The organism is Vibrio sp. 16, from assembly GCF_963681195.1.
Classification (GTDB): Bacteria; Pseudomonadota; Gammaproteobacteria; order Enterobacterales; family Vibrionaceae; genus Vibrio; species Vibrio sinaloensis_D.
The window spans coordinates 1,076,127-1,097,391 of sequence record NZ_OY808997.1 but is presented as its reverse complement, the minus strand read 5'-3'; the positions used below and the strand labels follow the sequence as shown (position 1 = coordinate 1,097,391).

The 21,265-nt window shown below is 46.4% G+C and carries 12 protein-coding genes; 6 read left to right on the top strand and 6 right to left on the bottom strand.

The features are described from left to right. Positions 1-18: 18 nt before the first annotated feature. Together U9J37_RS04815 and U9J37_RS04810 are read right to left on the bottom strand one after the other, a co-directional pair. Positions 19-633 carry an OmpA family protein gene (locus U9J37_RS04815; protein WP_005471990.1) on the bottom strand — a complete coding sequence of 205 codons (615 nt, stop codon included), beginning with the start codon at positions 631-633 and terminating at the stop codon, positions 19-21. Between the two features lie 2 nt (positions 634-635). Beyond that, positions 636-1,931, bottom strand: a complete 1,296-nt coding sequence (locus U9J37_RS04810; protein WP_005471982.1) for a TolC family outer membrane protein — start codon at positions 1,929-1,931, stop codon at positions 636-638. Between the two features lie 308 nt (positions 1,932-2,239). On the opposite strand from U9J37_RS04810, the gene U9J37_RS04805 reads away from it, so the two are divergent. The 4 genes from U9J37_RS04805 to nspC all read left to right on the top strand — a co-directional run bounded on the left by U9J37_RS04805 (position 2,240) and on the right by nspC (position 15,059). Further along, entirely contained in the window at positions 2,240-9,034 is a 6,795-nt protein-coding gene (locus U9J37_RS04805; RefSeq protein ID WP_322413923.1) for a VCBS domain-containing protein, read from the top strand. A gap of 530 nt (positions 9,035-9,564) precedes the next feature. Then, complete coding sequence (locus U9J37_RS04800) at positions 9,565-12,456, top strand: pyridoxal phosphate-dependent class III aminotransferase (protein WP_322413922.1); 2,892 nt, start codon at positions 9,565-9,567, stop codon at positions 12,454-12,456. A gap of 18 nt (positions 12,457-12,474) precedes the next feature. Beyond that, on the top strand, positions 12,475-13,728 hold the full coding sequence (locus U9J37_RS04795) for a carboxynorspermidine synthase (protein ID WP_005473748.1): 1,254 nt from the start codon (positions 12,475-12,477) through the stop codon (positions 13,726-13,728). 191 nt (positions 13,729-13,919) lie between these two features. Next, positions 13,920-15,059, top strand: coding sequence for a carboxynorspermidine decarboxylase (gene nspC / locus U9J37_RS04790; RefSeq protein ID WP_005473755.1), 1,140 nt, complete (start codon positions 13,920-13,922; stop codon positions 15,057-15,059). 61 nt (positions 15,060-15,120) lie between these two features. On the opposite strand, the gene U9J37_RS04785 is transcribed toward nspC, so the two are convergent. Further along, complete coding sequence (locus U9J37_RS04785) at positions 15,121-15,684, bottom strand: Lcl C-terminal domain-containing protein (protein WP_005473837.1); 564 nt, start codon at positions 15,682-15,684, stop codon at positions 15,121-15,123. Beyond that, positions 15,684-17,372, bottom strand: a complete 1,689-nt coding sequence (locus U9J37_RS04780; RefSeq protein WP_322413921.1) for an Lcl C-terminal domain-containing protein — start codon at positions 17,370-17,372, stop codon at positions 15,684-15,686. Before U9J37_RS04780 ends, U9J37_RS04785 begins: the two co-directional genes overlap by 1 nt. 181 nt (positions 17,373-17,553) lie before the next feature. Here U9J37_RS04780 and U9J37_RS04775 point away from each other — a divergent pair, with 181 nt between their 5' ends. Further along, positions 17,554-18,084 carry a putative outer membrane beta-barrel protein gene (locus tag U9J37_RS04775; protein WP_038134459.1) on the top strand — a complete coding sequence of 177 codons (531 nt, stop codon included), beginning with the start codon at positions 17,554-17,556 and terminating at the stop codon, positions 18,082-18,084. Between the two features lie 49 nt (positions 18,085-18,133). Here U9J37_RS04775 and U9J37_RS04770 read toward each other — a convergent pair whose 3' ends face one another. Continuing rightward, the gene (locus U9J37_RS04770) at positions 18,134-18,646 is read right to left on the bottom strand and encodes a glycine cleavage system transcriptional repressor (RefSeq protein ID WP_005473739.1); all 513 of its coding nucleotides are present in this window, start codon (positions 18,644-18,646) and stop codon (positions 18,134-18,136) included. A gap of 178 nt (positions 18,647-18,824) precedes the next feature. Next, positions 18,825-19,721 (bottom strand): DUF3943 domain-containing protein, encoded by an 897-nt coding sequence (locus U9J37_RS04765; protein WP_038212008.1) that lies wholly within the window; start codon positions 19,719-19,721, stop codon positions 18,825-18,827. A 175-nt stretch (positions 19,722-19,896) separates the two neighbouring features. Here U9J37_RS04765 and U9J37_RS04760 point away from each other — a divergent pair, with 175 nt between their 5' ends. Then, positions 19,897-21,141 (top strand): CinA family nicotinamide mononucleotide deamidase-related protein, encoded by a 1,245-nt coding sequence (locus tag U9J37_RS04760; protein WP_005473741.1) that lies wholly within the window; start codon positions 19,897-19,899, stop codon positions 21,139-21,141. Positions 21,142-21,265 lie beyond the last annotated feature (124 nt).

Below are 21,265 nucleotides of genomic sequence, written 5' to 3'. Positions count from 1 at the left end.
CTTTCGTATTTAGGTTAGCTACTTCTCTTTCGACGTAAATATCGTCCACTCTTCAACGACAACTTCGCTTAATCCTACAACGGTCGCGGTTACTTTTCGGTTAAGGGCGTGAGAGGTTTCGTCGTCACCTTCTGCTTCTAATCGAGTTTCACCATAGCCAACGATGGAAACTCGGCTTGGATCAACATCGAAAGAGATAAGTTCATCTTGCACTGCGTGAGCACGCTTTCTAGACAGCGCCAGATTGTACTCAGGAGAACCGACTTTACTAGCAAAGCCCTGAATTTGAATAGAGGCCGATTGGTATTTTTGTAGAAACTCTGCCATCGTTTTGATCTGGTCAGAAAAGATTGGATTAATCTCGTAGGAATCGTTAGCAAATAGAATTCTTAATTGCCGCTCTTCTTCGTTTTTGAGTGATTCACCGCACCCGTCATTATCGACAAGGGCACCTTCCGGTGTGTTAGGGCAGAGATCACGGGCGTTAACCACTCCATCTTTATCGTCGTCAGTTAAGTCCGCTATTTGCTCTGCAACAGGAGCGGCTATATAGTCATACTCATCTTGTGCTGTGGTTATAAAAGAACCCGTTGTAGCCAAAACAGACAGAGGAACAATGATTAAACTTTTCATATTTAGTACTCCACTCTTTCGTTCCACTCTTTCGGCGTATCAACGAGTAATGCGTCTAAAAGAACGCCTGTTGCATTCATGACGCGATATTTTGCGTACTGCTCAGCGTAATGAGCGTCGAGATAGTCTTTTCTCGCCTCAAACAATTCGTTCTCTGTGTTGAGTAAATCAAGCAATGTGCGTTGACCGATTCGATATTGTTTCTCATAGGAGATAACGGTTTCAGCGGCGGAGTCAACATGGTCTGCAAGGAAGTTTTTTTGCTGTAGGGTGAGATCTAGAGCGCTCCAAGAGAGTCGCAACCCTTCTTCAACTTGTCGATATGCCTCATCCCTGAGATCTTTGGCTTTATTCAATTGATATGCTGCTCTTTCTGAAAGATCAGAGTCTGAGCCGCCATTGAACAAGTTATATCTCATCCTGATCATCGCGAGTGTTTCTTCGCTTCTTCCTTCATCGCCTCCGGCATCGTCTCGCCAGGTTTGGCTCGCTTCAATAGAGAATGTGGGATAGAAGCTACCTTTAGATTGTTTGTATTGGAAGCGCGCTGCATCGACATCTATCATCGAGAGCTGGATCACAGGATGGTTGTCGTTGGCTTGAATGATGGCATCAGTGAGTGATAAAGGCAGTTTGCTTTCATCTGCTCTCGGGTAGATCAATCCCAATGGATCTTGACCCACCAATCGTTTGAACTGGGTGTGGGTATCAATCAAGTTGTTTTGCGCCGCGAGCAAGTTACCATGTGCTTTGGCAATTCGCGCTTCGACTTGAGAAACATCAGCCGTTGATCCAATCCCTGATTCTGCTCTGCGCTTTATGTCTCTATATATTTCTTTATGAACCGCTAAATTACTTTCAGATAGTGCGAGCACTTCGGTTGCTTTGACTGCTTCCAAGTAGACGTCAGTTACTTTTAATGCCATGTCTGACGCGTCTGATAGGAGTTGCAAACGTATGGATTCGGCTTCTGCCGCCGTTCTATCCATATCGTTAAGTGTCGCTGACCCATCCCAAATAAGCTGAGTTAGGCTCACAGTCGCTTCTTTTCTCGTTAAGTTGGTGGTGTCTCTCCCGGTCGAATCTGCCGGACTGATCCTTTCGTAACCGATGCCCGCGTCTAGATCAATGCTAGGAAGGTAGGCGCCTTCAGCCGCAGAATTTTGTTTTACTGCGCTTTTAAACTCATTAAACACAGCTTTAATTTCTGGGTTGGTTGCAAGGGTAATCGCGACGGCTTGCTCTAAAGTTTGGCTATGACTATTAAAGCTAGCGAGTGCGATACAACTGGCAATCATGGATGTTTTCCAGTTCAAGGTGGCCTCCTTAAGCGCGAGCGTGAGCGGCTCACGAAAATGGGTTTGTGATGGAGAACAGGTACTAATGATAAGAAAAGCTTAGTCTAGATAGTCAAAAAGTGAGCGCTATGTCTTAACTTTTAATTGTTTTAATAATGTTTTTATCAATTTTCGTTGGTACTTTTTTGTCATTAATTGGTTTATCAGTTGTGAGACGACTAGCTTTATAGGATGCACCCTTACGTTTAAAAAAACTGGATAGCCGAATTTTGGCTTTTCAATTAGTCATACAATTAGGAAGTTTGACTATGAATACGAACAGTTCGTCCCTATTTGCAACAGCAAACTCAGTCGTCGTGATTGATGCCAATGGCCAGGTTAGAGAGCTACTTCCTGGTGAATCCCCACAACCTGGTGAAGTGGTCGTCTCTGCCGAACAAGGTGATAGCGCGCCTCCTCAGATAGATGCGCAGCTGGTTGACGACAATGGTGTGTTGAGTGAGCTCAACTTAGACAATGAAATAGCGGCCATTTTCGACCAGATCGAGCAAGGCGTCGATCCAACCTTGAACGAAGAGTTTGCGACCGCAGCGGGTGGGCAAAATGGGTCTAGCCTGACGGGATCGGGTGATATCGAACGTATAGGCTCGGAAACCATAGCGTCAACGTCGTTCGATACAACGGGATTGGAATCGCAAGGGCTTTCTGAAACTCAAAGTCTCTCTCTGTTGGATGTTGTACAAGATTCACTGACACTCCAAGCGATTATTTTGGGCGATGACTCAGTTAGAGCGGATGAAACAGACGAGCCGTTAGTATTGACGGGAAGCTTGGTTGCGACCGAGTCGGAGGATACGAGCTTCATTCCCCAGACGGATGTGCAAGGAGAGTATGGTCTATTTTCGATTGACGCTGAGGGCAATTGGACGTTTACCGCTGATCACGCATTCGATGAGCTAAACGTTGGCGATTCTATTGCAGAAGTTTTCGAAGTTCAGTCTGGAGATGGCACAATTGCAAGTGTCTCTGTTGCGATTGATGGGACCAATGACCTGCCGGAATTTGTGGCGACAGCGCAAGATGCACCGGCAGATGAGGTTAATCTTGCACCGTTTAATGTGACCTCTTACTCGTTCGACTATTCTGAGGGAGCAAGTGCAGGAGAAACAATAGGCCAAGTTGCTGCGACGGATCCGGACAACAGCGTTTTAATCTTTAGTATTTCTACTAACCTTCAAGACGGCGAGGGCAACGACCTTTACCAAATTAACCCTGCAACAGGGGAAATCAGCTTAACTGAAGCGGGTAGTGCTGCTTTTGTGAATGATTTTGAACAACTTTCCAATTCGCACAATATCGTTGTTACCGTGACAGAGGGAGATGGGGTTGGAGAGCCTCAATCTGTCGACGTTGATGTTTTCCTCAATGAGCAAAACCTAGACGATAATCCACCGACTTTTGAGGATGTCGATGACGGCGGCTACTCATTTAATTACAACGAAAACTTGACTGATACTGACGTCATCGGTCTTGTGTCTGCATCTGATCCGGACGGTGAAAACGTCACCTACAGCATCACCACCAATGTCACCAACGACGCCGGCGAGCCGCTGTTTGAAATTGACGCCAACTCCGGTGAGCTCAGCTTAACCGCCGCAGGGGTGGCGGCGTTTACCAATGACTTTGAGCTTGCGTCAAACGTGCACAACATTGTGGTCACCGCCACCGAAGACGAAGGCTTGGGTGAGGTGAAATCCACCAACATCAATGTTGAGCTCAGTGAGCTCAACATTGATGAAGACAGCCCGATCTTTGTCGATGACGATGACAATCCCGTCGAGAACTACGCGTTTGAGTACAACGAGAACTCACTCGATAGCGATGTGATTGGTACGATAGCCGCGGTGGATGGCGACGGCGAAAACGTCACTTACAGCATCTCCACTAATGTGACCAACGACGCCGATGAGCCGCTGTTTGAAATCGACGCCAATTCCGGCGAGATCAGTTTAACCGCAGCAGGGGTGGCGGCGTTTACCAATGACTTTGAGCTTGCGTCAAACGTGCACAACATTGTCGTGACTGCCACGGAAGACGAAGGCTTGGGCGAGGTGAAATCCACCAACATCAATGTGGAGCTCAGTGAGCTGAACTTGGATGAAGACAGCCCTATCTTTGTCGATGAGGATGACAATCCCGTCGAGGACTACGCGTTTGAGTACAACGAGAACTCACTCGATAGCGATGTGATTGGCACCGTAGCCGCAGTGGATGGCGACGGTGAAAACGTCACCTACAGCATCACCACCAATGTCACCAACGACGTCGATGAGCCGCTGTTTGAAATTGACGCCAACTCTGGTGAGATCAGCTTAACCGCAGCCGGAGTCGCCGCCTTTACCAATGATTTTGAGCTTGCGTCGAACGTGCACAACATTGCCGTGACTGCCACGGAAGACGAAGGCTTGGGTGACGTGAAATCCACCAACATCAATGTTGAGCTCAGTGAGCTGAACCAGGATGAAGACAGCCCTATCTTTGTCGATGAGGATGACAACCCCGTCGAGGACTACGCGTTTGAGTACAACGAGAACTCACTTGAGAGCGATGTGATTGGCACCGTAGCCGCGGTCGATGGCGACGGTGAAAATGTCACCTACAGCATTACTACCAATGTCACCAACGACGCCGATGAGCCGCTGTTTGAAATTGACGCCAACTCCGGTGAAGTCAGCTTAACCGCGGCTGGGGTGGCGGCGTTTACCAACGACTTTGAGCTTGCGTCGAACGTGCACAATATTGTGGTCACCGCCACCGAAGACGAAGGTTTAGGCGAAGTTAAATCCACCAACATCAATGTTGAGCTTAGTGAGCTGAACCTGGATGAAGACAGCCCAATTTTTGTCGATGATGACGACAATCCCGTCGAGGACTACGCGTTTGAGTACAACGAAAACTCGCTTGATAGCGATGTAATTGGCACCGTAGCGGCGGTGGATGGCGACGGAGAAAACGTCACCTACAGCATCACCACCAATGTGACCAACGACGCCGATGAGCCGCTGTTTGAAATTGACGCCAACTCCGGTGAGATCAGCTTAACCGCCGCAGGAGTCGCCGCGTTTACCAACGACTTCGAGCTTGCGTCGAACGTGCACAACATTGTCGTGACTGCCACCGAAGACGAAGGTTTAGGCGAAGTGAAATCCACCAACATCAATGTCGAGCTCAGTGAGGTGAACCTGGATGAAGACAGCCCGATCTTTGTGGATGACGATGACAATCCGGTGGAGGATTACGCGTTTGAGTACAACGAAAACTCACTTGATAGCGATGTGATTGGTACGGTCGTGGCGGTGGATGGCGACGGTGAAAGCGTCACCTACAGCATCACCACCAATGTCACCAACGACGCCGATGAGCCACTGTTTGAAATCGATGCCAACTCCGGTGAGCTGAGCTTAACCGCAGCCGGAGTCGCCGCCTTTACCAATGACTTTGAGCTTGCATCGAACGTGCACAATATTGTCGTCACCGCCACCGAAGACGAAGGCTTGGGCGAGGTGAAATCCACCAACATCAATGTCGAGCTCAGCGAGCTGAATCTTGATGAAGACAGTCCTATTTTTGTCGATGACGATGACAATCCCGTCGAGGATTACGCGTTTGAGTACAACGAGAACTCACTCGACAGCGATGTGATTGGCACGGTAGCGGCGGTGGATGGCGACGGAGAAAACGTCACCTACAGCATCACCACCAATGTCACCAACGACGTCGATGAGCCGCTGTTTGAAATCGATGCCAACTCCGGTGAGCTCAGCTTAACCGTAGCCGGAGTCGCTGCCTTTACCAATGACTTTGAGCTTGCGTCAAACGTGCACAACATTGTCGTGACCGCCACGGAAGACGAAGGTTTGGGCGAGGTGAAATCCACCAACATCAATGTCGAGCTCAGCGAGCTGAATCTTGATGAAGACAGTCCTATTTTTGTCGATGACGATGACAATCCGGTGGAGGACTACGCGTTTGAGTACAACGAGAACTCACTTGAGAGCGATGTGATTGGTACGGTAGCGGCGGTGGATGGCGACGGAGAAAACGTCACCTACAGCATCACCACCAATGTCACCAACGACGTCGATGAGCCGCTGTTTGAAATCGATGCCAACTCCGGTGAGCTCAGCTTAACCGTAGCCGGAGTCGCTGCCTTTACCAATGACTTTGAGCTTGCGTCAAACGTGCACAACATTGTCGTGACCGCCACGGAAGACGAAGGCTTGGGTGAAGTGAAATCCACCAACATCAACGTTGAGCTCAGTGAGCTGAATCTTGATGAAGACAGCCCGATCTTTGTCGATGATGACGACAACCCGGTGGAGGACTACGCGTTTGAGTACAACGAAAACTCGCTTGATAGCGATGTGATTGGTACGGTAGCGGCGGTGGATGGCGACGGTGAAAATGTCACCTACAGCATTACTACCAATGTGACTAACGACGCCGATGAGCCGCTGTTTGAAATCGACGCCAACTCCGGTGAGATCAGTTTAACCGCCTCCGGAGTCGCTGCCTTTACCAACGATTTTGAGCTTGCGTCAAACGTGCACAACATTGTCGTGACCGCCACCGAAGACGAAGGCTTAGGCGACGTGAAATCCACCAACATCAATATTGAGCTCAGTGAGCTGAACCTGGATGAAGACAGTCCTATTTTTGTCGATGACGATGACAATCCCGTCGAGGACTACGCGTTCGAGTACAACGAGAACTCACTCGATAGCGATGTAATTGGCACCTTAGTAGCGGTGGATGGCGACGGTGAAAACGTCACCTACAGCATCACCACCAATGTCACCAACGACGTCGATGAGCCGCTGTTTGAAATCGACGCCAACTCCGGTGAAATCAGCTTAACCGCAGCCGGAGTCGCCGCCTTTACCAACGACTTTGAGCTTGCATCGAACGTGCACAACATTGTCGTCACCGCCACCGAAGACGAAGGCTTAGGTGACGTGAAAGCCACCAACATCAACGTTGAGCTCAGCGAGCTGAACCTAGATGACAACGACCCTACCTTCAATGACACCAACCAAGAGGGCGAGTACTACTTTAGTTATGATGAAAACTCTAGCGATGACTATGTTATCGGCACCGTCTCAGCGGCAGACGTTGATGGCGAGGAGATTGTATACAGCATTAAAGAAAATGTGGTCAATGATGCAGACGAGCCATTGTTTGAAATTGATACCAGCAGTGGTCAAATTAGTTTGACGGTCGCTGGTGTGATTGCTTTTACCAATGATTTTGAACTTGCGGATAATACTCACAGCCTTGTCGTGACCGCTACGGAAGTTGATGGACTTGGTCCAATTAAATCTACTGACGTTCAAGTCACGCTTGAAGAACTCAATATTGATGACAATTCTCCGGTGTTTGATGCGAATGATGGTGATCAATATTCATTCTCCTACTATGAAAACAACAACGACGAACATGTTATCGGAACCGTATCTGCAACCGATGCTGATGGCGAAGACGTCACCTATAGTATCACCACCAATGTGACCAATGATGCTAATGAGCCATTGTTCGCGATTGACTCTTCAAGTGGATCAATTTCCTTAACGGTTGCTGGTGTGCTTGCGTTTACAAACAACTTCGAGGCATTGGCCAATGCGCATACATTAGTGGTAACTGCCACAGAAGTGGATGGATTCGGTATTCAGAAGTCGACCAATATTGATGTGGTTCTTACCGAGTTGAATGTCAACGAGTTGCCGGTGGCAGAGGACTTTGAGGTTGATGCCGGAGAAGCCATAGTGATACCGATTGTGTTTGACTCTGATGTTGAGGAATTTGACCATATATCAGATGAAGACGACGATTTCAACGATGTACAACTCAACGTCATGCTGACTTCCTTACCAGAATATGGGACGTTGCTGTACACCGATGATTTTGGTGACACTCGCGTCATTACCGAAGCGGATCTGCATGTGATCGGTGCCGAGATTGACTCTAGCAAATTGTTTGATCCTGATAACATCAGCTATGTTCCAGGACCAGGGGAGGCCTTTGAAATAGGTTACTCTGGTGATCCGGACAATATTGTTTTGGATGAAGATGGATTCTACAACTGGGGTGAGTATGTCAGCGATACCGAGCGACTCATCACGCTGGACAACGGCAACACAATTGGCATCAGTATTACTGATAACAATGACAAACCACTCAAACAGTACACTGGCGGCCCTGCTCACGTTGGATGGGGGATTGGCGATACTGATGGCAACGGGCTCAACGCGCAGGAGACGTTAATTGTTGATTTAAGCGATAACCCATTGGATGTGTTGACATTTGGCCTAGATGGAATGGGCGCGGGTTTTAACACAAATAGCAACGTCTATGTTGAGGTCACATACACCTTTGCAGATGGCACGACGGCTGTGGAGCAGTATCAAAAAGATGAAGGGGAGGTTGGAAACGACAAAATTCTTTATGAGTTTAGCTATTCATCTCCTGACAATCCAATCACGAAAATGGAGCTCAGTTCAACAGGGAGTAACTGGGAGTTTAGATACTTATCCGGCAACCAAGACATCACGGAAGATGTGTCGTTCGATTACGTTGCTGTCGACTCTGATCTGGCAATAAGCAATGAAGCGACCGTTACCATCGATGTGTCTGATTCTCCGGAATACACGGTGCTATCTGCCGAGTTAGGGGAGGACTTAACCGCGCAGCTAGGCAATCAAATGATGCTTGGTGACGACAATAGCAACGTGTTTACTTGGCTTGATACCACGCTGGACAATGGTACCGATGTGATTGATAACTTCAAACTAGGCAGTGATTTAATCGACTTGCGTGAAATACTGCAAGACGATGATAACGTTGAAGTCGCCGATTTGGTTAATCAAATAGACGTGAGTCTCAGTGAAGACGATGTAGTCTTTACCGTGAGTGACGAAGGCCGAGAGCAGACCATCGTTTTGGAAGGTGTCTATGACAGCTTTGCCGATGCGGGCCTTATCGCAAGCAATGCGATAACGGATGAGCTGGAAATGCTCACTCAAGTTCTAAAAACTGACGCGGCGTAAGTGCGCTCGAGAGTGTTTTTAGCTAAAGATAGAGAGGCGAGTTAAGACACTCGCCTCTTTTTGATAGATGAATAAATAATTTAACATTCAAAAGTGAAAAATTGTTGCCAGAAGATTTTATTTTATGATACTTTCGCGCGCAATCTCGGACGAGAGTCTAGTAAAGACATTCTGGGGGATACGCGAGGTGTTCATTCGGGCTGAGTGAGCATCGCGTAGGGTAGGTATCGGTAAGTTCTTTTACCGATAGACGGGATACTAATGTCGTGGATGCGGCATGTGAATGGGAAACCCAACATTGAACTCACTTAACAAACACACAATAATCAGCTTCGTTCTCCCTCAATGCCCTGTTCTGCAAGACAGTTGCATTACTGAACCTTGATCTAATTTCTTACATGTAATCCGCGTCTTGTTATGCGGAGTGATTTGTCGTACCCGATTTACTTCATTGGGGCGGCTGACTGTACCTTGCGTTCACCCATTGCGTGAAATTGCGAGTGTTCATTTACATTTCATGGGATTAAATCATGAGCACAGCCTTTGAAGTCGATACGCCAGCCCTAGACGCTGGGATCGCAACACCATTTTCTCGTCAGATTCCAACTGTGGAAGGTCTTTATGATTTAACGCCTGATGAGGTGTTACTCGACCAAGAACAACACGAATCTGAAGTTCGTTCATACCCACGTCGTTTACCGATTGCGATTAAACAAGCGTATGGCTGTTTAGTCGAAGATACGCGTGGTCAAATCTTCCTAGATTGCCTTGCGGGCGCCGGTACATTGGCTCTTGGGTACAACCATCCAGAGATCAACCAAGCGCTCAAAGAACAATTGGATTCAGGTTTGCCATACCAGACTCTCGATATCGCGACCTCAGCGAAAACGCATTTTATTAAGTCTGTTAAAGGCTTCCTTCCTCAAGAGTTGAGCGACAACTGTGTGATCCAGTTCTGTGGTCCTTCTGGCGCGGATGCGGTTGAAGCGGCAATCAAACTGGCAAAGCAGACAACTGGTCGTAACACCATGTTCGCTTTCCGCGGTGCTTACCACGGTATGACAAACGGCACCATGGGTATGATGGGTAACTTGGGCACCAAAGCTCGTCGCACTGGCTTGATGTCAGACGTCCACTTTATGCCATTCCCTTACGATCTGCGTTGTCCTTTTGGTCTAGGTGGCGATGAAGGCGCGAAAGCGGGTATTCGTTATATTGAACGTCTTTTGAACGATGATGAAGCAGGGATCATGAAGCCTGCGGCGATCGTTGTAGAGCCTGTGCAAGGTGAAGGTGGTGTTATTCCAGCACCTGCATTTTGGCTACGTGAGTTGCGTCGTATCTGTGACGAGCACGGCATCCTACTAATTTTTGATGAAATTCAGTGTGGTGTAGGTAAATCTGGCTACAACTTCGCGTTTGAGGAAGCAGGTATTGTTCCGGATGTTTTGTGTTTGTCTAAAGCGATTGGTGGTGGTTTACCAATGTCGCTATTGGTGATCAACAAACAACACGACACATGGAAACCAGGTGAGCACACCGGTACATTCCGTGGTAACCAATTGGCAATGGTGTCGGGTGCGAAAGCGCTCGAAATCATCCAGCGTGATAACCTTGTCGAGCACGCTAACGTTGCTGGTCAGTACCTTCGTTTTGGTCTTGAGAGCATTAAAAAGCGCGTCAACTGTATTGCAGATGTTCGCGGCAAAGGTTTGATGCTTGGCGTTGAGATTAAACATCCAAGTGGCGAGCTAAACAAGTTTGGCGAGCCTTTGTCAGATGGTCAATTGACACTTGCGATTCAACGTGCGGCGCTTGAGCGTGGCTTAATGGTTGAGAAGGGCGGCCGCGACGGTTCGGTGATTCGTTTCCTTCCACCACTGATTATCTCTTTCGAGCAAATCGACTTTGCACTACGTGTACTAGAAGATGCGATCATCGCAGCAGGCGGTAGCCACGTTGAAGCGGACCCACAAGAAGAGTGGAAGAAGCACTTCATTCAAACTGGTGAACTAGGCGGTACTGAGTTTGCCTCAGTAATGAATCACACCACAGCTGCGATGAAGTCAGTATTCGAGCAGGTGGACGCGCCATACTCTGGTATGGATCCAAAACTGCTCGAAGCGGCAATTAACGCAGTTGATCTGGACAACAAAAACGCATCGCTAAAATCTGTAATTGATGAAGCAGCAGAGCTCGTTGCGAAGAATGCGATTTTCACTCAGCACCCAGATTGCATTGCTCACCTACATACACCGCCTCTTATGCCAGCAGTCGCGGCAGAAGCCATGATTGCAGCATTGAACCAATCAATGGATTCATGGGATCAAGCGTCGTCTGCGACTTACGTTGAGCAGAAAGTCATAAACTGGTTGTGTGACAAGTACGAACTTGGTGAAAAGTCGGACGGCATCTTCACTAGCGGCGGCACACAAAGCAACCAAATGGGCTTAATGCTGGCTCGTGATTGGATTGCTGACAAGCTAAGCGGTCACTCTATTCAGAAGTTGGGTCTTCCGGATTACGCAGACAAACTGCGCATTGTGTGCTCTAAGAAATCACACTTCACGGTTCAAAAGTCAGCATCTTGGATGGGGCTAGGTGAGAAAGCCGTGATGACCGTCGATGCGAACGCTGACGGCACAATGGACGTAAGCCAATTAGATCAAGTTCTAACTCAGGCAAAAGCAGAAGGCTTGATTCCATTCGCGATTGTTGGCACGGCGGGGACGACCGATCACGGTGCGATTGACGAACTTGATTTCATTGCTGATATGGCAGCGAAACATGAGATGTGGATGCATGTTGACGGCGCTTATGGTGGTGCTCTGATTCTTAGCAGTCACAAATCTCGCCTGAAAGGTGTAGAGCGTGCACACTCGATCAGTGTCGACTTCCACAAATTGTTTTACCAAACAATCAGTTGTGGCGCGTTGCTGGTGAACGACAAGTCGAACTTTAAGTTCTTGCTTCACCATGCTGACTACCTAAACCGCGAACACGATGAGCTACCAAACTTGGTGGACAAATCTATCGCAACGACGAAGCGATTTGACGCATTGAAAGTCTTTATGACGATGCAAAACGTCGGTCCTAAAGCGCTTGGTGATATGTACGATCACTTGTTGGCACAAACGAAAGACGTTGCTGAGATGGTTCGTGCACATGGTCAGTTCGAGCTTCTGGCTGAACCAGCACTTTCAACGGTTCTTTTCCGCGCAACCAATGTGTGTGCTGATCTTGATGAACTGAACAAAGCGTTGCGCCTTGAAGCGTTGACTCGCGGTATTGCAGTTCTCGGTGAAACCATCGTTGATGGTAAAACCGCACTTAAATTTACGATTTTAAACCCTTGTTTGACGACAGCGGATTTTGAATCTTTGCTTTTGAAAATTAACACGCTAGCGGCTGAGCTAGCTTAATAAAGGTAACGGAAAACTATGGCTATTCTACAGATTGGTGCAGGTGGTGTTGGTTGGGTTGTTGCACACAAAGCGGCACAAAACAACGACGTTTTAGGAGATATTACTATTGCGTCTCGCACGGTTGGTAAGTGTGAAAAAATCATCGAATCGATTCAGAAGAAAAATAACCTCAAAGATGCATCTAAGAAACTCGAAGCACGCGCAGTGAATGCTGATGACGTCGATGCACTCGTTGCTCTTATTAACGAAGTGAAGCCAGATCTTGTGATTAACGCAGGTCCTCCTTGGGTTAACATGACCATTATGGAAGCGTGTTACCAAGCGAAAGTTTCATACCTAGATACATCAGTAGCCGTTGATCTCTGTTCTGAAGGTCAGCAAGTGCCAGAGGCTTACGACTGGCAGTGGGGTTACCGTGAAAAGTTCGAAGAAGCGGGCATCACAGGTATTCTAGGTGCGGGTTTCGATCCAGGTGTAGTGTCGGTATTCGCGGCGTACGCTGTGAAGCATCTGTTTGATGAAATCGATACGATCGACGTTATGGACGTAAACGCAGGCGATCACGGCAAGAAGTTCGCAACCAACTTTGACCCAGAAACGAACATGCTTGAGATCCAGGGTGACTCGTTCTACTGGGAAAACGGTGAGTGGAAGCAAGTGCCTTGTCACTCTCGTATGCTAGAGTTTGATTTCCCGAACTGTGGTTCACACAAAGTGTACTCAATGGCGCACGATGAAGTTCGTTCAATGAAAGAATTCATCCCTGCAAAACGCATTGAATTCTGGATGGGTTTCGGTGACCGTTACCTAAACTACTTCAATGTAATGCGTGATATCGGCCTATTGAGCCCAGATCCACTCACGCTGCACGATGGCACTGTTGTACAGCCTCTACACGTGTTGAAGGCACTATTACCAGATCCAACATCACTAGCGCCAGGCTACACAGGTCTAACGTGTATCGGTACTTGGGTTCAAGGTAAGAAAGACGGTAAAGAGCGTAGTGTGTTTATCTACAACAACGCAGACCATGAAGTAGCGTATCAAGACGTTGAGCACCAAGCGATCTCTTACACAACAGGTGTTCCTGCCATTACTGCTGCGCTGCAATTCTTCCGTGGTAAGTGGGCGGATAAAGGCGTGTTCAACATGGAACAGCTAGATCCAGATCCGTTCCTAGAGACAATGCCAAGTATCGGTCTAGATTGGCACGTTCAGGAGTTGGAAGCGGGTCAAGGTCTACCAATAATTCACGAGCTTAATAAATAAGCATTGAACGTTTAATCGTTGATTGAAGGGGACATGGATTGTTCCCTCTTTACTGACTAGTGCCTTTACGGAAAGGTATCATTTACTTTGGTTTTGTAACTCACTTCGTTCAGACAGGACAAAATCAAAGTAAATGACACCAACCTTTTATTTATCCTTTTTCATCTCTAGAGACTGTTTGAGTACATAAAATGACATTTCAGAAAGAAGAACTTAAAACCCCGTACTTCATGATCAACGAAGATAAGTTGATTGAGAACCTTGAGAAAGCGAAACAGTTGAAAGAGATTTCGGGCGTGAAGCTAGTGTTGGCGCTGAAGTGCTTCTCAACATGGGGTGTATTTGACATCATCAAGCCTTACCTAGACGGCACAACTAGCTCTGGTCCGTTTGAAGTGAAACTTGGCTACGAAACGTTTGGTGGTGAAACACATGCATACAGCGTGGGTTACAGCGAAGATGATGTACGCGAAGTCGCGGATATCTGTGACAAGATGATTTTCAACTCGCAGTCACAGTTAGCGGCTTACCGCCATATCGTTGAAGGTAAAGCGTCGATTGGACTTCGTCTGAATCCAGGTGTGAGCTACGCAGGTCAAGACTTAGCGAACCCTGCACGTCAGTTTTCTCGTCTAGGCGTACAAGCTGACCACATCAAGCCGGAAATTTTCGATGGCATTGATGGTGTGATGTTCCACATGAACTGTGAGAACAAAGACGTGGATGCGTTCATCGGCTTGCTAGATTCGATCTCCGAGCAATTTGGCGAATATCTCGATAAGCTTGATTGGGTGAGCATGGGCGGTGGTGTGTTCTTCACATGGCCAGGCTATGACATCGAGAAATTAGGCCTAGCGCTGAAAGCCTTTTCTGAAAAGCACGGCGTGCAAATGTATCTAGAGCCGGGTGAGGCAATCATCACCAAAACCACGGACCTTGTGGTGACTGTGGTCGATATCGTAGAAAACGTGAAGAAGACTGCGATTGTGGATTCGGCAACGGAAGCGCACCGACTAGATACCTTGATTTACAACGAGCCTGCGTCAATCTTGGAAGCATCTGAAAACGGTGATCATGAATACGTGATTGGTTCGTGTTCTTGTCTGGCTGGTGACCAGTTCTGTGTTGCGAACTTCGAGCAGCCACTAGAAATTGGCCAGCGCTTGCACATTTTGGACAGTGCCGGTTACACCATGGTGAAACTGAATTGGTTCAACGGTCTGCGTATGCCTTCGGTATACTGTGAACGTTCCAACGGTGATATTCAAAAGCTGAACGAATTTGATTACTCAGACTTTAAACGCTCTCTCTCTCAGTGGAGTGTAGCGTGAGAATTGATTGGTGAGATGTAAAAAGAGCAGCTTGTCGCTGCTCTTTTTTTGCCTTTCTGAACTACTGATAATCTTTAACCAAACGAATAAGAATTCTATCGTTTTCTCCGTTAATAAATTCTTCTCCATTATTAAAGTCGATCACTAAACCTTTGATATCAGCGTTTATCTCAGTATTAGAAATCCCATTCACAGTTCTCGGAGCATCTGGAGTGTTGGTCCAATAAGGCTCATTTTCCGTTGCTGGGAAAAATGTCGTATCAATGGCTGGAAATACGCACTGATAGTTCACGATAGAGGTGAGCTCTTTGATATTCGGTAAACGAAAACCAGGGACTCCTTCTACAGTCGTAATAGCTGGGTCTTCCGTTGCTTTGAGAGCCTCCTGCCATGTCCCAAAGTGGGTTGCACCATCGTTAGTACAACTGTTGCTGTCAGGCAAGTAGGTTTGCCCCAACGTACATTTTTGCCAAAGCAAGTTGGTTTTTACATCAAGGATAGTACCGTTTTCAAGGTCGACCAACTGCCCCTCATCTTGTGACAGTGGCTGGTTGGTGATACAAGTTTGAGCCCAAGCCGAAGTTGTTGCGAACGTTAAGCAAGCTAATAGATGTAGTGCTTTCATTATTCTTTACCTCCGCTTACGGCAATAACTGAGTTGTAGGATCCTTTAAGACAGAGTTTTGCTTGCCCAGAAACCGTATCGACACACCAAGCGGCGCCATTGCGTTCAGCATTGGTTGCATTGGTAAAATAGGTTTTTCCATGGATAAACTTTAGAAACGCTCGGTTATTGTTGTCGTTATTATCGGCATTGAAGCTAACTAGTGATTTCATTTCTGCCGGTCTTGGTAAACGCCAGTCAGTAAAACCACAAATCGCAAACCGATTCATTTGGCTCAAATAACCCGATGTATCACAGCGACGATCGCCCTCCGAGTTTTGTGAAACAGCACAAGTAAAGTCAATAGGAACTTCTTGGGGCATAGTCATGTTCTCTGCCCCTTTACTACCACCGTTTAGGGTGTCATCCTTTTCGAACCACGTATACAAGTATGTTGAGTTTTGCCAATAACGCGATGCGGTAACATAATCTGGTCTAGTAGGATCAGTTCCATCCGGGTAGATATAATTATCTGGATCGTCTTCCTGTGCTTTTTGTTCATCTTCTACTTCTTTACGATTTAATGGTAAGTCGACAGAAACAGTTGGTTTGCTCTCAATATACAGGCCTGTCGTGTTATCACGTACACAAGCATAGTCGGATGCGCTTATAGGTAAAACGTTGCCATGGATATCAAACTTAGTGTAACTAAAGCCGTAGCGGCCGTCTGTATGATCAACTGGGCTGTCTGTATCGGAGCCAAAATCAGCATCTTGATTTGGATAATCCGCTTGAGGGTTAGCGTTGTTAAAGTTGTTACCATCGTAACGAGTCACAAATCCGGTATCGTTAAAGCGTTTGTCACCCGGGATATAAATGGTGAGCGCTTTGTGTTGCTCATCAATTGTGACGTTGTTTGGGTTTGTGAGAGTATAAACTAACTTCTCCGCACCTTCGCTGATGTCATCTTTTGTCGCGGTGACGTCAAATGTTACGCTTAATTCGTCTTTTAATATTGTGACGGTTTTCTCTGGGGTGAGTGTATCGGTGAAGTCGTTTTGATTTACTGTCCCAGATTGTTCCAAAGTCACAGATATGGGTAGGCTCGACGGATGAGTAACACTAATAGAGAAAGTGTCACTTTCACCTTCGAGCAGTGTGCGGTTAAGTTTTTCAAAACTAATGCGGGGTTCGCCATCGATGTCAGATAGAGTAACAACCGATTGACCACGCTCAATTGTGTAGTCAGATCGAATCGGACCGGAGATGGAATAGGTTAGTGACACATCATTTTCGAAATATTTGTTATTGCTTACGCTAAGTGGCAATTTTACTTCTGTTTGCCCGGCAACTATCGTAAAAGGCTCTGATACTTTCGCTGTGTAGTTTTTGAATTTACCGCTACTTCTCGCATTAATATCCGAAGTGGTGATATATAGCGTAAGGTCACTTTTTAAAGCTTCCGAGAGTGTCAGTTGAATATATTGTGTTTCACTACCATTAATTGGCTCAATAAAGCTGATTGAGCTAGGGATATTGATTTTACTAACAATAGGGAGAGGATCAGGATTGGGTGTTGGTCCCGGATTTGGAGAGACTCCACCATTGTCACCACCTAGACTTCCGCCGCTGCCACCTTTACAACCACCAAGCAGAATTGCAAATAATGCAATAGCTATCGCTTTCTTATTATGCGTAATCTCATGCATGAGAATATAAATTCCTGAATATGTAATACAACTAATCTATCGATTGTATCAGAGATGTGTGCTGTAAAATAAGGGTATTTCTTGGATAGTTAGAGTTAATCACACTTGATTGGTGTCGCTTTGTATATATAAATACTTTGATTATAATGCGGTGGATTATTTATTATCTGGAATACACAAAATGTATAAAGCCCTTCTCATTGCGCTGTCTGCTTCGGTTGCATTTACCGCACAAGCAGAGCAGGAAAAAGAGTATTTAACACAAGATTTCTATGTTGGCGGTAACTTAAGTTCTTACAGTCTTGAAGGTAATAACGGAGCGTCATTTGGTGCTCATGTCGGCGCGAAAAATATTTATAATGAGCGCTTTTTGGTTGGTGGTGAGTTTGTCATTGCAGGTTACGGCAGCAGTGATTTTGAAAAAGAACAAAACGCCTCAGAAAAATACTCTATTGCTGGTAATATTCCACTCGGTGTAAGGATTGATGCTGGCAACGCATTAAATGTAGATATTTACGGTTTGCTTGGTTATAAAGTGCTGTTTCTTGATGGTGCAAGTGACGACTATATTAAAGGTGTATCGTTTGGTGCCGGCGCCGATTTAGATTTCAAACACTGGGCATTGGGTTTGCAATTCTCTCGTACAGAGTATGACTATGAGATTACAGACAACACAGTAATGCTTAAAGGCAGTTACAAGTTCAATCTGTAATTGGTTAAGTCAGTTCTTACGATGAAAGACCGTAAGAACTGACATTTCGCTATGCTTCAACCATTACTCGTGTATCTTCGCTCAGTGACTCCAGCTCATTGGCTATATCATCAATACTGATTTCTTGCGGCAATCGAATCGCCATATTGGCGGTAAACAAACTTGAACTTACACCGCCGCCACCGGCAATAAAGACGCGCTGACAGTCCATATCCAAAATATTTACGCCTTGTCCATCCAAAACATGGGTAATCTCATTAACGATGCCTGCACGATCGTTTGAATCGAGTCTTAACTGATAAATCGTATCCACGTTATGACCCATAGAGTCAGAATCGACGATCTGTACGACAAGATCAGGGTGTTGTTTAAACGCTTCTTGAACAACTAAAGCATTTTCTTCAGGAACGTCGATCTTGATAACAGCAGCCACTTGATCTTCGATAAAGTTAACTTTGCTAATTAGCCATTTCCCACCGTTTTCGTGTGTGACAGCGGCTAACTGCTTAATGGTCGCAGGTGTTGCTTTACCAACGAAGTTGGCGATAAAGGTTGTATTCACAGTGGGCCTCCTAAGAGATTGCAGGAAGGGTTTAATTTGAGTGTAGATGGGGAGGCCATAATAGGTTTGATATGCGTCAAGTTTTCAACCTAATCCATTGTTCAGGTTGTAGTTATTGTATCTTGAGCACAAAAAAAGCGACGCATTGCGTCGCTTTTATAGGAACGTTGTCTCTACTCTAGAAAGTGATTTTCATTTCTACGCCGTAGAATGCTTTGTCATAACTTGCGCCTGCATCCATCGCAAATTGTGCTGCATCATGATTGCCAAACCATGGCGTACTGCTGTATTGAAACTCTGCACTACCACCCCAAGCATCACTAACCCAGCCGTGAATGTGTCCTACCGGGTTTAGGAAAAAGAGGGTCACACCGCCCATGGTTTCTGAACCCCAAACTTCTCCCCCTGACGCCACGATGTCTTGTTCTGCTTCGAACATCAACTCACCGACAACCGCACCAAAGAAAGGGGTAATGAACAGATCTTGCCAAGATGGAACTTCAGCAAATGCTTCTACGCCATATTCCCAGAAGAAGGCAGACATTGTCGCGGAGTAGAGGAATGATTCAAATTCGTTGAAACCAGCATGACGCGCCGCAGTGTAATAAACACCACCGAAATAAGGGTGCATAATGTAGTTCAAGAAATGTTCGTCGCGATCCCAAACTGGGCCGTCAGTGACGTTATCTTTCCATTTTGTGCCAAGACCGCTTAAGTTGCGATCTTCCGCATCCCATTTTGTGATGGATTCAGGGAGCAGTGTCATTAAGCCGACCGTTGCCACACTCAAGCCCAAGATTGTATAAGTTTGCCCTTTTAGGTAATCCCAATCCTTCTCGTTTTGTACAGTCAGGTATTTAGGTAGTGGTGGCTCTTCAAGATTCAGCGTGTTCTCTGACAAACTTAAGCTAAACGGGTCTGGGTTGATTGCGTCATTGGAGTATGAATACAAGGTGTAATTTTCCGCTTGATCAACCGTGTAGGAAAACTCAATATGTTGGTTGTAGTTGCTCATATTGGCATGAGCTAGGGTAGAGGTTGACAAGACTAAAGCGGCAATGCTTTTTTTGAACACGGAAAACTCCACTGCGATTTTTTAATGATCAGACTCACAATTATCTAATAAAGTCATGCTAATGGAAACCAGAAATTAGCTTGCAGGAACGATTTGTCAGATTCTCACTCTATAAGTAGCGAAAACGACAATTTTAAGTGCACCAAAAGTAATGCCTACTAGTAAGGACCTTTTTATGTTGAAAATTGCGATGCTGAGCACCGGGGAAGAAGTACTTCACGGAGATATTGTGGACACCAATGCGGCTTGGTTGTCTCAGCGTTTCTTTGAGAAGGGTTACTCCCTCAGCAAGCGTTCCACTGTTGGGGATGAGAGCCAAGCTCTAGTCGAAGAGCTTCTAATGCTGAGTTTCAACAGTGATGTGGTCATTGTGAATGGTGGTCTTGGGCCCACAACTGATGACCTCAGTGCTAAGGCGGCAGCACAGGCTGCAGATGTAAACCTTGTCGAGTTTCCAGAGTGGATAGAACGGCTAGAAGCATTTTTCGCCGCTCGTGGCCTAACCATGCCTGAAAGTAACCGAAAGCAAGCGATGTTACCGCAAGGTTCCTTACTCATTGATAACCCAGTCGGCACTGCGTGTGGTTTCAAACTTAAGATTAACGACTGTGACTTTTATTTTACGCCGGGCGTTCCAAGTGAGTTTAAGACGATGGTAGACACTCAGATTCTACCAGACCTTAAAAAATCACACCCTCAAGTGGTCGGAATGGACTGCAGTAAACTGCACACCTTTGGTACCTCTGAATCAGCATTGTCCGATGCGTTAGACAAAGTCCAACTGCCGGAAGGGTATATGCTTGGATACCGTTCTTACTTGCCTTACATTGAAGTGAAGCTGTTTGGGCCAAAAGGGGATGTAGATACACGCATCAAGTTGCTACAGCTTATTTTCAAATTGATAGAGCCCAACGTTGTTAGTGTCGATGAGTCGATGCAAGATCACGTTGGTCACTTGATTCTGGATAAGAAACTTTCTATCTCGACAGCAGAGCAATCAACACAAGGTTGTCTGTCACGTTGGCTACATTCGAATGAGCGCGCCGCTGACTATTGTGGGCACGGTTGGGTTTTAGGAAAACGTGTTGAAGTGGGGCAAGCGGATCAAGACTCGCTTGCAGCGGCTTTTGCCTTAGCCGGAGCAACTAAAGAGAAGTGCGCTACCGACATTTCGATCGTAACTGGACGTGTCTATGAAAAAAGCTTTTCTGTCGCCATTTCTACCCGTGAAGGTGAATGGGGGCAAACATTGAGCTTTAATCGTCAGTTCTCAGCAGATGATCAAGTGCTACTAATTACCACCGTGGCGGCCGATATGTTAAGGCGTTACCTAGCAGCGAAACCCATGTTTCCCAATTACAGCTCACTGAAACGTGAAAAGGAAATGTACGTTCCTCAGAGTGCGATTCAAACGGGGTAGGGCTCGGTCGTCATTGCGTGATTAAATCGGTCCACCATGCTGTTTTAACTGAATGAATATTCTTGTTATTACTCATTTGCTTTCATACTTTTCTGTTATAGCAAAATCGTCTAATGGCTAAGCT

Coding starts and splice junctions, on each gene's coding strand:
- U9J37_RS04810 (WP_005471982.1), bottom strand. CDS start 1,931: ATGATTGCCAGTTGTATCGCACTCGCTAGCTTTAATAGTCATAGCCAA.
- U9J37_RS04805 (WP_322413923.1), top strand. CDS start 2,240: ATGAATACGAACAGTTCGTCCCTATTTGCAACAGCAAACTCAGTCGTC.
- U9J37_RS04785 (WP_005473837.1), bottom strand. CDS start 15,684: ATGAAAGCACTACATCTATTAGCTTGCTTAACGTTCGCAACAACTTCG.
- U9J37_RS04815 (WP_005471990.1), bottom strand. CDS start 633: ATGAAAAGTTTAATCATTGTTCCTCTGTCTGTTTTGGCTACAACGGGT.
- U9J37_RS04760 (WP_005473741.1), top strand. CDS start 19,897: ATGTTGAAAATTGCGATGCTGAGCACCGGGGAAGAAGTACTTCACGGA.
- nspC (WP_005473755.1), top strand. CDS start 13,920: ATGACATTTCAGAAAGAAGAACTTAAAACCCCGTACTTCATGATCAAC.
- U9J37_RS04780 (WP_322413921.1), bottom strand. CDS start 17,372: ATGCATGAGATTACGCATAATAAGAAAGCGATAGCTATTGCATTATTT.
- U9J37_RS04800 (WP_322413922.1), top strand. CDS start 9,565: ATGAGCACAGCCTTTGAAGTCGATACGCCAGCCCTAGACGCTGGGATC.
- U9J37_RS04775 (WP_038134459.1), top strand. CDS start 17,554: ATGTATAAAGCCCTTCTCATTGCGCTGTCTGCTTCGGTTGCATTTACC.
- U9J37_RS04795 (WP_005473748.1), top strand. CDS start 12,475: ATGGCTATTCTACAGATTGGTGCAGGTGGTGTTGGTTGGGTTGTTGCA.